The sequence below is a fragment of the Rhodobacter sp. P2_H5 genome, from assembly GCF_056403335.1.
The window spans coordinates 47,755-61,029 of sequence record NZ_JBFUFS010000019.1 but is presented as its reverse complement, the minus strand read 5'-3'; the positions used below and the strand labels follow the sequence as shown (position 1 = coordinate 61,029).

Below are 13,275 nucleotides of genomic sequence, written 5' to 3'. Positions count from 1 at the left end.
CATGCAAAGCGCCTTTTCGGTTGCCGGCCAGGGCCCCGCCCTGTTCCTGATCCACGGCATCGGCGCGCGCCGGGCCACCTTTGACCGCCTGGTCGAGGGTCTGCGCGACCGTTTCACCTGCATCTCCTACGACCTGCGCGGCCATGGGCTGTCGCCCCTGCCCGCGGGCCGCTTCGACCTCGACGATCTGGTCGATGACCTTGAGGACCTGCGCGCCCGCCTGGACATCGAGGCCGCGCATTTCGCCGGCCATTCGCTGGGCGGGATGATCGGGCCGCGCTACGCGCTGCGCCACCCGGACAGGGTCCTGAGCCTCGGCCTCTGGTCGACCGCCGCCTTCCGCACGGCAGATGACAGCGCCAAGGTGCGCGGCGTGGTCGTAATGATGCGCGAGAAGGGCATCGGCCCGGTGCTCGACACGCTGACCGCGCGCTGGTTCACCGATGCCTTCTGCGCCGCCCACCCCGAGGTGATCGACTGGCGCAAGGCGCAAGTGATGGCCACCGACCCGGAGGTCTTCCTCAACGTCTTTGACATCTATGCCGAAACCGAAATGGCCGCCTGGCTGGCAGAGGTCAAAGCCCCTTGCCAGATCATCACCGGAGAGTTGGACGGCGGCTGCAACCCACGGCTCAACACCCTGATCCATCAGGCGCTGCCGGGGTCGGAGCTGGTGATCCTCGAGGGGCTCAAACACGCGATCTTCATCGAGGCCACCGACCGCGTCCTGCCCGAGGTCCGGCGTTTTCTGCTGAAGCAACCGGCGGGCTGACCGGATCTCAGCCCTCGGGCCCTGTCAACTCGGCCAGGGCGATCTTCTGGCACAGCGCCAGCCCGTTCTGCACGGCACCTTCATCGCGGCGGCGCATCCAGTCGAGCCAGAGCCCGTCCAGCGCCGCCATGATCAGATCGGCCACCGCCACGATCCGCGGCGCATGGGCCGGCAGCGCCAGCGCGGTCAGATGGCCGGTCAGCCGGGCGCGGTAATCGGTGTAAAGCGCAAGCTCGGTTTCGGCGATGGCGGGATGGCTCAGGGCCGCACTCCACAGATCGATCCGCACCCGCAGATGCGCCGGCGTCAGGATCGCCGGGGTGAAGCCCGCCGCCAGAAAGGCCGCCAGACGTGCCGCGGGGGTGACCGCCTCACCGCTGCCTACGGCCAGAAGCGCCGCCTCGGCCTTGCCGAGATTGGCCGAGGCCAGCCGGTAAGCCTCGGACAGCACCTCGTCCATGCTGGCGAAATGGTAAGAGATATGACCCAGCGACAGCCCCGCCTCGGCCGCGATCTTGCGCGCGGTCAGCGCCGCATAGCCGCCCGTCTGCAGGCAGACCAGCGCCGCGGCGGCAATGTCATGCCGGCGGTCGGTGGCGCGTTGGCTGCGTTGGGTCATTGGATGCCTCACGGAAGATCGGGTTGCGGGCTCTTGGCTTTTTGGCCGGTCTGACGCAGAAGGGCAAGCTGATGGAGGGTCCCCATGGCCGAACGTTTCGCATTCCAGATCAACGCCACGGATGGCCGCGCCCGCACCGGGGTGATCCAGACCCCGCGGGGCGAAATTCGCACCCCGGCCTTCATGCCGGTCGGCACGGCGGCCACGGTCAAGGCGATGATGCCCGAAAGCGTGCGCGCGACCGGGGCGGATATCCTGCTGGGCAACACCTACCACCTGATGCTGCGCCCGACCGCCGAGCGGATCGCCCGGCTTGGGGGCCTGCACAAGTTCATGAACTGGGACCGCCCGATCCTGACCGATTCCGGCGGGTTCCAGGTGATGAGCCTTGCCGCCCTGCGCAAGCTGACCGAGGAGGGGGTGAAATTCTCCTCCCATATCGACGGGTCCAAACACATGCTCTCGCCCGAGCGCAGCATGGAGATCCAGAAGCTCCTCGGCTCCGATATCGTGATGTGTTTCGACGAATGCCCTGCCCTGCCCGCGACGGATGAGGTGGTGGCCAAGTCGATGCGCATGTCGATGCGCTGGGCCAAACGCTCGCGCGATGCCTTCGGCGACCGCCCGGGCCATGCCTTGTTCGGCATCCAGCAGGGCGGGGTCAACCAGGACCTGCGCGGCGAAAGTGCCGAGGCGCTGCGCGCGATCGGCTTTGACGGCTACGCCATCGGCGGTCTTGCGGTTGGCGAGGGGCAAGAGGCGATGTTCGGCGTCCTCGACTATGCCCCCGGCATGCTGCCCGAAGACAAGCCGCGCTATCTGATGGGCGTGGGCAAACCCGATGACATCGTGGGCGCGGTCGAGCGCGGCGTCGACATGATGGACTGCGTGCTGCCGAGCCGTTCCGGCCGCACTGGCCAGCTCTGGACCCGGCGCGGTCCGGTGACGATCAAGAACGCCCGCCATCAGGACGACCCGCGCCCGGTGGATGCCGAATGCACCTGCCCCTGCTGCCGCAACTATTCCCGCGCCTATCTGCACCATGTCTTCAAATCCGAAGAGATCATCGCCTCGATGCTGATGACCTGGCACAACCTGCATTATTATCAGGAACTGATGCAGGGCCTGCGCGATGCCATCGCCGCAGGACGGCTTTCGGCCTTCGTGGCCGAATTCCACGAAAACCGCGCCAAGGGAGATATCGACCCGCTATGAGGAAACTGCTCCCCGCCGTCTTGCTGACGGGGCTTCTGTCCGGCGAAGCCATGGCTGGCGATTACTGCGGGCTGACGGGCGCTCCGCGGCTTGGCGTGGCCTCTGATCTGGCCGGCACCTGGCAGGCGGTGTTCCGCAGCGGCCTTGTGGCTTTGGCCGATGGCAAGGTGCAGCCGCTTCCGGCGGACGATGCGCCGCAGAAGGCGGTCTTCACCTCGGACGGGCGGAGCCTGACGCTGGCCGAGGACACGCTGTTTCCCGCCGTCACACTGGTGCCCTATACGGTGGTCTCGCTCCAGACCCGGCCGGATTTCGCCCTGCCGGGGGAATCGCCCCTGCCCGCCTCCGAGCTTCTGGCGCCGGAAGTCACAGCCCTCGGCCTGACCTGCGACCCCGCGAGCCTGCCGCAATTCCTCGTCAAGATGCCGATGGATGAGGGCGCCAGCGCGACGCTCTGGCTCTTTGCCCTGACGCCGGATGACCTCGCCATGGTGGTCAAGGGCGAAGGCTCCGGCCAGACGGCGCGGGCGGTCTTCAACCTGCACCGGGCGCCCTGAGTCGCTTGTCCCCCGCCTGTCGTGACCTGCCAGCCATGCAAATCCCGCAGGGCGGCTCTGTTGTGACAGTCGCGCCCGCGCCTTGTAGCGGCGCGGAACGTCACTAGGTGTCACCCATGCCTTTTCGGGCACGCTGCGCTGCCCAAGACGCCCTCCCAAGCCCAAGACTTCCCCACAAGGATGCAAGACATGACCGAAGCTTTGTTCACCCCTCTGACGGTTGGCGCGCTGACGCTGAAAAACCGCGTCGTGATGGCGCCCCTGACGCGCAACCGCGCCAATCCCGAGGGCGACACCCCCTATGACATCCACGCCGAATACTACGCCCAACGCGCCGGCGCCGGCCTGCTGATCACCGAAGGCACCCAGATCTCGCCCGAAGGCAAAGGTTATGCCTGGACCCCGGGGATCTACAGCGCAGCACAGGTCGAGGGCTGGAAGAAGGTCACCAAGGCGGTCCATGCCAAGGGCGGCAAGATCGTCGCGCAAATCTGGCATGTCGGCCGGATCAGCCATACCTCGCTGCAGCCCAATGGTCAGGCTCCGGTCGGCCCCTCGGCCATCGGCGCCTTCTCCAAGACCTTCGACGGCAAGGGCTTTGTCGAAACCTCGGTGCCCCGCGCCTTGGAGACCGAAGAGATCGCCCGCGTGGTCGATGACTACCGCAAGGCCGCCGAGAATGCCCGGGATGCCGGCTTTGACGGGGTCGAGATCCATGCCGCCAATGGCTACCTGATCGACCAGTTCCTGCGCGACACCTCCAACAAGCGGACCGATGCTTACGGCGGGCCGATTTCCAACCGCGTGCGCCTTCTGGCCGAAGTGGTTTCGGCCGTGGCGGGCGTTCTGGGCGCGGACCGGGTCGGCGTGCGCCTCAGCCCCTTCTCCAACGCCAACAACGTCGGCATCGACAGCGACACGGTGGCGACCTTCTCGGCCGCGATCGACGTGCTGAATGCGGCGGGCGTGGCCTTCCTCCACATGGTCGAGGGTCAGACCGGCGGCCCGCGCGAGTGGCCGGCGGGTGCCCTGGAAACCCTGCGCGACCGTTTCAACGGCGTCTACATGGCCAACAACGGCTATGACCGCGCTGCGGCGATCGCGGCGGTGGCCGGTGGCAAGGTCGATCTGGTGGCCTTCGGCAAGCTCTACATCTCCAACCCGGATCTGGCCGAACGGCTGGCGCTGAACGCCCCCCTCAACCCCCTGCCGACCGCCAATCTTTACGGCGGCGGGCGGGAAGGTTACACCGACTACCCGACCCTGGCCGAAGTCGCGGCCTGAGCCGGGACCGGGCCCCGGATCGCCCGCAATCCGCCCCGCGCGCCGCCCCGGTGCGCGGGAGCAAGCCGGATCTGTCGGGTTTTCTGCAAAGGCCGCTTGAAGATTTTTGCGGCAAGGCGCAGGCTCTCAGAATGTGTTGTTCGCCTGGTTGAAAGCCACAAGGGCAGCTACCAGATATAGAATTCGAAGAGGGGGAGGCCCCTATGGTTGCCGACGCACGGGACCCCGGCCTTCCTGCCAGAAAGGAAAAACGATGACGGACAAGTTGTCACAAAGCTACCCGGTGCTGCCGCTGCGCGACATCGTGGTTTTCCCGCACATGATCGTTCCCCTGTTCGTTGGCCGCGAAAAATCGGTCCGCGCGCTGGAAGAGGTCATGGCGGATGACAAGCAAATCCTTTTGTCCAGCCAGATCGACCCCTCGGTCGACGACCCGGGCACGGATGGCATCTACCGCGTGGGCGTGCTCGCCAACGTGCTGCAATTGCTCAAACTTCCCGATGGCACCGTGAAGGTGCTGGTCGAAGGCAAGGGCCGCGTCAAGATCACCGAATTCGTCGAGAACCCGAATTTCTTCGAGGCGCGCGCCGAACGGCTGTCCGAAGTGCCCGGCGACAAGACCGCGGCCGAGGCCATGGTGCGCTCGGTGACGGATGAGTTCGAGCGTTACGCCAAGATCAAGAAGAACATCCCCGAAGAGGCCCTGCAAGCCGTGGCCGACACCCATGAACCGGCCCGTCTGGCCGACCTCGTGGCCGGCCATCTTGGCGCGGAAGTCAGCCTCAAGCAGGAGATTCTGGAGACGCTCGACGTCGCCGAGCGGTTGGAGAAGATCTTCGGCCACATGCAGGGCGAAATGTCGGTTCTGCAGGTCGAAAAGAAGATCAAGTCGCGGGTGAAAACCCAGATGGAGAAGACCCAGCGCGAGTATTATCTGAATGAGCAGATGAAGGCCATTCAGAAGGAGCTTGGCGATGGCGAGGATGGCCAGAACGAGCTGACCGAGTTGGAAGAACGGGTGGCCGCCACCAAGTTCTCCAAGGAGGCCCGCGAGAAGGCCGAGGCCGAGTTGAAGAAGCTGAAGTCGATGTCGCCGATGAGCGCTGAGGCGACGGTGGTGCGCAACTACCTCGACTGGCTGTTGTCGGTTCCGTGGGGCACCAAGTCCCGGGTCAAGAAAGACCTGATCGAGGCCCAGAAAGTGCTGGATCTGGATCACTATGGTCTGGAAAAGGTCAAGGAACGCATCGTCGAATATCTGGCGGTGCAGGCGCGTTCGACCAAGCTGAAGGGGCCGATCCTGTGCCTCGTCGGTCCTCCGGGTGTGGGTAAAACCTCGCTTGGGCGGTCTGTGGCCAAGGCGACGGGGCGTGAGTTCATCCGGATCTCTCTGGGTGGCGTGCGCGACGAATCCGAAATCCGCGGCCACCGTCGGACCTATATCGGCTCGATGCCCGGCAAGATCATCCAGGCGCTGAAGAAGGCGAAGACGACCAACCCGCTGATCCTGCTCGACGAAATCGACAAGATGGGCCAGGATTTCCGTGGCGACCCCGCCTCGGCGATGCTGGAGGTGCTGGACCCGGAACAAAACGCCACCTTCACCGACCACTATCTGGAAGTGGAATACGATCTGTCCAACGTGATGTTCATCACCACGGCCAACTCGTACAACATGCCTGGACCTCTGCTGGACCGGATGGAGATCATCTCTCTGTCGGGCTACACCGAGGATGAAAAGCTGGAAATCGCGAAGGGCCACCTGTTGCCCAAGCAGATCAAGGCCAATGGTCTGAAGAAAACCGAGTTCGACGTCACCGACGCCGCCCTGACCCACGCGATCCGCTACTACACCCGGGAAGCCGGCGTGCGGAACCTGGAACGCGAAATCGCCAAGCTGAGCCGCAAGGCCCTGACCGACATCCTCAAGGGCAAGACCACCTCGGTCCATGTCGATGAGGCCAAGGTCGAGGAATACCTCGGCGTCCAACGCTTCCGTCACGGCCTGGCCGAGAAGGAAGATCAGGTCGGCGTGGTGACGGGTCTGGCCTGGACCTCGGTCGGCGGGGAAATCCTGCAGATCGAAGCGCTGAAACTGCCGGGCAAGGGCCGCATGAAGACGACCGGGAAACTGGGCGACGTCATGAAGGAATCGATCGAAGCGGCGTCGTCTTACGTCCGCTCGGTCAGCCCGCAGCTCGGGGTGAAGCCGCCCAAGTTCGAGACGATGGACATCCACGTCCACGTCCCGGAAGGGGCTACGCCGAAGGATGGTCCCTCGGCCGGTCTGGCCATGGTGACCTCGATCGTCTCGGTAATCACCGGCATCCCGGTCCGCAAGGACGTGGCGATGACGGGCGAGGTGACGCTGCGCGGCAACGCGCTGCCGATCGGCGGGTTGAAAGAGAAGCTGCTGGCGGCCCTCAGGGCTGGCATGACGACCGTGCTGATCCCGGAAGAAAACGCCAAGGATCTGGTGGATATTCCGGAGAATGTGAAGAAGGGGCTGACGATCATCCCCGTGACCCATGTGCGCGAAGTGCTGAAGATCGCCCTCGTGCGCGAGCCGGTTCCGGTGGAATGGGATGAAGCCGCTGAAGAGGCTGCCGCCGCCGCCCGCCAGGCGCTGCGCGATCAGGCGCCCCAGCCGACCACGGCCCACTGAGCAGCAAGGCTTGAAACCAGACGAAGGCGCCCCTCCGGGGGCGCCTTTTTCATGGGAACGCCCTGCACAGGGCAAAGGCCGGGCAAGGCGGCTGCAAACCGGCGCAAGACTGCCCCTCAACGCCGGTTTTCTTTGCATTGGGCAGTTTGCAAGTGCGGAGTTTAGGTCTAGCGTCGCGTCAAATTCACCAGCAGTACCGGACCCAGATCATGGCCACCAAAGCGACCCCTGCCAAGACCCCCAAGCCTGCCGCCAAGCCCGGCGCGAAAGCCGCCGCTGCGGCCAAGCCGAAGCCCGAGAGCGCGACGCAGGCACCCGCCGCGAAAGACCCCGCGAAGGTGACCGTCGGCCTGCGCCTGAAAGGTCTGGTCGACCGGGTGACCGAGGTTTCGGGTGCCAAGCGCAAGGACGTCAAACCGATCATCGACGCCGCCCTGGCCGAGATGGGCGCGGTCCTCGCGCGCGGCGAGCCGCTGAGCCTGCCGGGCCTCGGCCATCTGCGCGTGGCGCGCAAGGCGACCGAGGCGAGCCCGGTCATGACGCTGAAACTGCGCCAGGGCGAACCGGGCGGCAAGGCCAAGGCGGGCGCCGAAGATTCCGATGCGATGGATGAAAAAGACACTCTTGCAGAGGGTTCCGATCAAGGCTAAGTAGCCGCCATCGGGCGATTAGCTCAGCGGTAGAGCGCTTCGTTCACATCGAAGATGTCAGCGGTTCAAATCCGTTATCGCCCACCATTCTTTCCGCCAAAAGCCCGGCGACCTTGCAAGGTCGCCGGACTTTTTGGTTTTCCGGGCGCTGTGCAAGAGGGCGCCTTCCTGGGGCCCTCCCCTCAGGCGCAGTCGCGGGCGACCATGTCCATCAGGCGTTTCAGGACGGCGGCGTCCTTGCGCAGCCCGTCATGTTCATATTCGTTGGTCACCCAGGCGCGCAGGTTCCCGACCTTCTCGGCCGTCTGCAGCGACAGGGCGGCGTCGACGTACATGTCATCGAAATAGACCGCCGCTGCGACCGGAACCTGATTCTGCGCCAGGCGGTCGGGATCGTAGAGCGTGCCTTCAAATGCGCGCTGTGCCAGCGCCTCGGCCGCCTTGGCAAAGGGACGCAGAGCGCGGATGTCCGACAGCATCCAGGGGTACATCATCTCGCCGGTGAACATCAGCGGACGGTGCTCCGGGGCAAAGGCGGGAAACTCCGCCCGCACCCGCTCCGCCGCCCAGGCGGTGGCAGCGCCGTTCTGGCCGTAGATGCTTTCCTGCAGCACCATGAACAAGGGGTTGTCGTCATAGCTGGTGTTTGCCATCACGGCGGCCAGAAAGCCGTCGCTCAGCCGGTCGGGGCCGGCAGCAAAGGCCTCGTCCACCAGCCAGTGCAGGGTCTCGGCCCCGGTGGACATGCCCAGATCGAGCCCGAGGCTCTGGAACCGCTGCAGGGTCAGGCGGTCGCCATCGGGCAGGCGGATGTCCTGACCGGCCAGCAGATCGGCGATGCGGGCGACGACGGCCGCATCGTGGCCGAAGCGCGCGTAATAGGCGCGGGTCTTGGCGGCCACCCTGGGATAGGTGCGCCGGTAGACCTCCTCCGCCGTGGCGGTCAGCCCGGCAAGCCCGCCCGTGACATAGCAGGCCTTCAGACCCTCGGGCGCAAGGGACAGATAGGTCAGGGTCAGAAAACCGCCGTAGCTTTGGCCCAAAGTCTCCCAGGGCGCGGCGGCGTAGAGGGTTTTGCGCAGATGCTCGCAGTCGCGCACGATGCTGTCGGCGCGAAAATGGGCCAGGTAGTCGGCCCCCTCCGCCCCCGAGGCAAAGCGGGCCATCGCCGCCCCCTCGATCCGCGAGGAGCGTCCGGTGCCGCGCTGGTCGATCAGCACGACCCGATGGGTGGCCAGCGCCTGAGCAAGCCAGGCCGGCCCGCCGCCGCTGGGCCGGGGCGACTTGCCGCCCGGCCCGCCCTGCAGAAAGGCCAGAACCGGCAGATCCTCGGCCTTGCGGGCCGGGTCCACCACCTCACGCGCGAAGACCTGGATCACCTCGCCCTCGGGTCTGGACCAGTCGAGCGGCACCGGCAGGCTGTGCTCGCGGATGTGCAGACCGGGGATGGTGTATTCCGAAAGGGGAATTGTGGACATGGGGCCTCGGCGGGGTCTGGAGGGATGGGCCTGGCCTGAGGGCGGTGTCAGGCGGCCTCGAACGTGATCTTGCGGCGCAGGAACTGGGTGGCCTTGCTGGAGACGTTCTTCGGATCACCCGTGGTCAGGAATTTCGACACGCTGCCTGGACCCAGAAATTCAGGCCGGCGTTGCAGATAGTCGGTCAGGCTTTCGGCGACCAGATTGGCCTGGGAATAGACCTTGACCTCGGGCCCCAGCGCCTCCTGAAAGGCGGCCGCCATCAGGGGGTAATGCGTGCAGCCCAGCACGGCGGCCTCGGGCTGCGGCATCCGGCGTTTCAGCGCCTCGACATGGGAGCGGACCAAGGCCTCGGCCAGGATCTCGTCGCCCTGCTCGATCGCATCGACCACGCCGCCACAGGGTTGCGCCTCGACATCGACGCCGATGGCGCGGAAGGCCAGTTCGCGCTGGAAGGCGCGGCTGGCCACGGTGGCGGGGGTGGCGAACAGCGCCACATGCTTGACCGCCACTTCGCGCGGCGGCGAGTTGTCGCCCCATTGCCGTTCGGTCAGCGCCTCGATCAGGGGGACAAAGACCCCAAGCACCCGCTTGTCCGACGGCACCCAGGTCTCCTGCATCCGCTTCAGCGCCGCAGCCGAGGCGGTGTTGCAGGCGAGGATCACGAGGTCGCAGCCCTCGTCCCACAGCCGTTCGGTGGCGGCACAGGTCAGGTTGAAGATGTCGTCATGGGTGCGCACCCCGTAAGGCGCATGGGCGTTGTCGCCGAAGTAGACAAAGGGCACCTCGGGCAGCCTGCGGCTGACCGCATCCAGTACCGTCAACCCGCCCAGACCGGAATCGAATATGCCCACTGCCATCTCTTGCCCCTTTGCCCGGTTCTTGCGCCTTTGCGCCGCCGTTGCGCGAAAGAATAGCCCGTGCCGCGCCCGGAGGGAAGCAGGGGGCGCAAGCCGCACCCGGAAAGCACACATCTGTCGCCCAAAGCGGTTTACAGCCGGAACTTCTTGGGCCACAGAAGTGGCCATGCTAGCCTGCGATTTGAGGGAGAGACCATCGTGATGGATTGGGACAAGCTGCGCATATTTCACGCGGTGGCCGACAAGGGCTCCCTGACCCATGCGGGCGATGTCTTGCACCTCAGCCAATCCGCCGTCAGCCGCCAGATCCGCGCGCTGGAGGAATCGCTTTCCGTCACCCTGTTTCACCGCCATGCCCGCGGCCTGATCCTGACCGAGCAGGGCGAGCTGTTGTTTGACGCCACCAGCCAGATGGTCCGCCGCCTGGACGCCGCCGCCGCCCGGATCCGCGACAGCGAGGATGAGGTCTTCGGCGAGCTGCGCGTCACCACCACCACCGGCTTCGGCACGATGTGGCTGGCGCCGCGTCTGGCCAAGCTTTACGCGAAATACCCGGCGCTGAAGATCGACCTGATGCTGGAAGAGCGCGTGCTGGACCTGCCGATGCGCGAGGCCGATGTCGCGATCCGCATGAAGGAACCGACCCAAGCCGACCTGATCCGCAAGCGCCTGATGCAGATCCGGATGCGGCTCTACGCCTCGCCGGAGTACCTTGAAAAGCATGGCACCCCGACCTCGGTGGACGAGATGACCTCGCACCGCCTGATCAGCCAGCACGCCGGCACCGCACAGGTCGCCGCCGGTGCCCTGCTGGTTGCCGAGCTGATGAGCCATGACATCCCCTCGACCCTGACGGTGAACAATTACTTCGGCGTACTGCAGGGCGTCTTGAACCACCTCGGCATCGGGGTTCTGCCCGATTACATCACCGAGGAATTCCGCCATCTGGTCCGCGTCCTGCCCGATGTGGAAAGCGACGAAGTGCCGGTGTTCCTCGCCTACCCGGAAGAACTGCGCCATTCCAAGCGTGTGGCGGCCTTCCGCGACTTTGTGATCGAAGAGATCATGGCCTATCGACAGCGCCAGCAAGAAGCGCCAGAGGCCTGATCACCGGCGCCTGCGCAGCGCCCAGCCGTCTGTATCAGACGGCGGCCCTTGGCCTATGCTTCATGACAAGGACAGCCATGCAAAAAATGCATGGCGGCATTGCTGCATCAGCAGCATGTTTGACATTGCCGCCCGGCATGTCGCGACCTAAGTAAGTCCACGAGGCGGTAATCGAGTTCGCTCTTATCACCTCATACCTCCCTGTTGGACTTGGCCGAGCGAAAGCTCGGCCTTTTTTTTGCTTTATCGTGATTTTTCCGATATTTGCCCGTCAGAAAGGCAGCGCATCCCGGCGTTTGGCCAAATATGCGGCGTCCGAGGAAGAGGCCGAGAGCGCGATCGCACGGTCAAAAGCCCGGCGGGCGGCGGCGAATGATTCTGTGCGGGCGAGGTATTCCGCCAGCGCCGCATGGTAGGGTTGATAGTCCGGCAAGGCCGGGCCGAGGCTGAAAAGCATCTCCAGCCCCGCCGCAAGGTCGCCGGCTTCGGCCAGAGCCACGGCATGGTTGAGCCGGACCACAGGGGTCGGCTCATGCGCCTCCAGCGCGCCGTACAGGGCTGCGATCTGCGGCCAGTCGGGCGCAGCACCCAGATGGCAGGCGCTGATGGCGGCCTTGATCTGGTAGGGGCCGGGGCTTGCCCGCGCCATCGCCCGCGCCAGCAGCGCCAGCCCTTCGGCCTGGGCCGCCCTGTCCCACAGGTTGCGGTCCTGCGCGGCAAGGGGCACGGTGACGCCCCCTGCCCGGCGCGCCGGGCTGCGGGCGTGGGTCAAGAGCATGAGCGCGAGACAGCCCTCGGCTTCCGCGAGGTCGGGCGCCATGCCCGGCTGCATTTCGGTGATGAGCCGCGCGAGGAAGATCGCCTCCTCGCACAGATCGCGGGTTTCGGCTTCTGGGTCCTCCGCCGGCCCCGCCGTATAGCCCGCGTTGAAGATCAGATAGACCACGGCCAGGACCGAGTCCAACCGCGCCGGCCAATCCTCGGGCCCCGGCACGGCAAAGCGGATCCCGGCCTCGCGCAGCTTGGTCTTGGCCCGGGTCAGCCGCTGCGCCATCGTGGCTTCGCTGTCCAGAAAGGCGCGGGCGATTTCGGCGGTCGATAGCCCTGCAATGGTGCGCAGAGTCAGGGCGACGCGGGATTTCGGCGCCAGCGCCGGGTGGCAGCAGGTGAAGATCAGGCGCAGGCGGTCGTCGGACAGGCCCAGCACGGTGTCACCCTCCTCCTCCGCCTCGTCGCGCGCCAGAAGGGCGAGGGCCGCCGCCTGCTCCGCATCGCGTTTGGCGCGGCGCAGGCGGTCGATCGCCTTGCGGAAGGCGACCCTTATCAGCCAGGCCAGCGGCCTATCCGGCGGCCCGCTGCGCGCCCAATGGACCAGCGCGGCGGCCCCCGCCTCCTGCAGGGCCTCCTCGGCCAGCTGAAAATCGCCCACCCTTGCGATCAGGGCGGCGATAATCCGCCCCCGGTCCAGCCGCAGGGTCTGCGCCAGAAGCGCCGCTATGGCGGGGTCAGGGGCGGTCATCGGTCCGACATTCTGGCTGGGGCCCGCCGGTCAACGTTCGATCAGCGGGCGCACTTCGATGGTGCCGAAGGCCGCGCTCGGGATCTGGGCTGCATAGGCCAGCGCGAGGTCGAGATCGGGCACCTCGATCAGATAATAGCCGCCGAGATGCTCCTTGGTCTCGGCAAAGGGGCCGTCCATGGTCTCGACCTTGCCGCCGCGCAGGCGGACCGAGGTCGCCGTCTCGACCGGTTTCAGCCCGTCGCCGGCGATGAAGACGCCTTCGGCCTTCATCTTGACGGTCAGGGCGGTGTAGTCGGCCAGCATCCGGGCGAACTCGGGCGAGCCATATTGCGGGGACTTGGCGGGGTCGGCGTAGATCAGGGCGAGGTATTTCATCGTCATGTCCTTTGATGAGGGTTTGGGCAGGTGCGGTCCGGCGCAACAGGCCGTTGTCCGGTTCGCCCCTCAAGGACGCTGATCCTGCCCCGGATTCGACATGTCTCGGCAAAAAATCTTTGCCCGTGTCCGGCCTGTCGTCCACCCCCCCTTTTCCTGCCCCCCCGCTTG

At 65.9% G+C, this 13,275-nt stretch carries 12 protein-coding genes and 1 tRNA gene; 8 read left to right on the top strand and 5 right to left on the bottom strand.

Features of this window, described 5'->3' with window-relative positions:
* Position 1: 1 nt before the first annotated feature.
* Complete coding sequence (locus tag AC1DVR_RS19700; RefSeq protein ID WP_478002316.1) at positions 2–772, top strand: alpha/beta fold hydrolase; 771 nt, start codon at positions 2–4, stop codon at positions 770–772.
* A 7-nt stretch (positions 773–779) separates the two neighbouring features.
* Here AC1DVR_RS19700 and AC1DVR_RS19695 read toward each other — a convergent pair whose 3' ends face one another.
* Entirely contained in the window at positions 780–1,391 is a 612-nt protein-coding gene (locus AC1DVR_RS19695; protein WP_478002315.1) for a TetR/AcrR family transcriptional regulator, read from the bottom strand.
* Between the two features lie 84 nt (positions 1,392–1,475).
* Here AC1DVR_RS19695 and tgt point away from each other — a divergent pair, with 84 nt between their 5' ends.
* From tgt to AC1DVR_RS19665, 6 genes are all read left to right on the top strand, one after another.
* The gene (gene tgt, locus AC1DVR_RS19690; protein WP_478002314.1) at positions 1,476–2,606 is read left to right on the top strand and encodes a tRNA guanosine(34) transglycosylase Tgt; all 1,131 of its coding nucleotides are present in this window, start codon (positions 1,476–1,478) and stop codon (positions 2,604–2,606) included.
* On the top strand, positions 2,603–3,163 hold the full coding sequence (locus AC1DVR_RS19685; RefSeq protein WP_478002313.1) for a hypothetical protein: 561 nt from the start codon (positions 2,603–2,605) through the stop codon (positions 3,161–3,163). Before tgt ends, AC1DVR_RS19685 begins: the two co-directional genes overlap by 4 nt.
* 189 nt (positions 3,164–3,352) lie before the next feature.
* Positions 3,353–4,447 (top strand): alkene reductase, encoded by a 1,095-nt coding sequence (locus AC1DVR_RS19680; protein WP_478002312.1) that lies wholly within the window; start codon positions 3,353–3,355, stop codon positions 4,445–4,447.
* A 253-nt stretch (positions 4,448–4,700) separates the two neighbouring features.
* Positions 4,701–7,112 carry an endopeptidase La gene (lon, locus tag AC1DVR_RS19675; RefSeq protein WP_478002311.1) on the top strand — a complete coding sequence of 804 codons (2,412 nt, stop codon included), beginning with the start codon at positions 4,701–4,703 and terminating at the stop codon, positions 7,110–7,112.
* A gap of 209 nt (positions 7,113–7,321) precedes the next feature.
* A complete protein-coding gene (locus AC1DVR_RS19670; protein WP_478002310.1) occupies positions 7,322–7,762 on the top strand; it encodes an HU family DNA-binding protein in 441 nt (146 codons plus the stop codon).
* A gap of 12 nt (positions 7,763–7,774) precedes the next feature.
* Positions 7,775–7,849: transfer RNA gene (locus AC1DVR_RS19665), tRNA-Val, on the top strand.
* Positions 7,850–7,944: 95 nt separating this feature from the next.
* Here the strand turns inward: AC1DVR_RS19665 and AC1DVR_RS19660 are convergent.
* Both AC1DVR_RS19660 and AC1DVR_RS19655 read right to left on the bottom strand, forming a co-directional pair.
* The gene (locus AC1DVR_RS19660; RefSeq protein ID WP_478002309.1) at positions 7,945–9,240 is read right to left on the bottom strand and encodes an alpha/beta fold hydrolase; all 1,296 of its coding nucleotides are present in this window, start codon (positions 9,238–9,240) and stop codon (positions 7,945–7,947) included.
* Between the two features lie 47 nt (positions 9,241–9,287).
* The gene (locus AC1DVR_RS19655) at positions 9,288–10,100 is read right to left on the bottom strand and encodes a glutamate racemase (protein WP_478002308.1); all 813 of its coding nucleotides are present in this window, start codon (positions 10,098–10,100) and stop codon (positions 9,288–9,290) included.
* Between the two features lie 201 nt (positions 10,101–10,301).
* On the opposite strand from AC1DVR_RS19655, the gene AC1DVR_RS19650 reads away from it, so the two are divergent.
* A complete protein-coding gene (locus tag AC1DVR_RS19650) occupies positions 10,302–11,207 on the top strand; it encodes a LysR family transcriptional regulator (protein WP_478002307.1) in 906 nt (301 codons plus the stop codon).
* Positions 11,208–11,478: 271 nt separating this feature from the next.
* On the opposite strand, the gene AC1DVR_RS19645 is transcribed toward AC1DVR_RS19650, so the two are convergent.
* Both AC1DVR_RS19645 and AC1DVR_RS19640 read right to left on the bottom strand, forming a co-directional pair.
* Positions 11,479–12,726 carry an RNA polymerase sigma factor gene (locus tag AC1DVR_RS19645; protein ID WP_478002306.1) on the bottom strand — a complete coding sequence of 416 codons (1,248 nt, stop codon included), beginning with the start codon at positions 12,724–12,726 and terminating at the stop codon, positions 11,479–11,481.
* Between the two features lie 30 nt (positions 12,727–12,756).
* Entirely contained in the window at positions 12,757–13,104 is a 348-nt protein-coding gene (locus AC1DVR_RS19640) for a YciI family protein (RefSeq protein WP_478002305.1), read from the bottom strand.
* Positions 13,105–13,275: the final 171 nt, after the last annotated feature.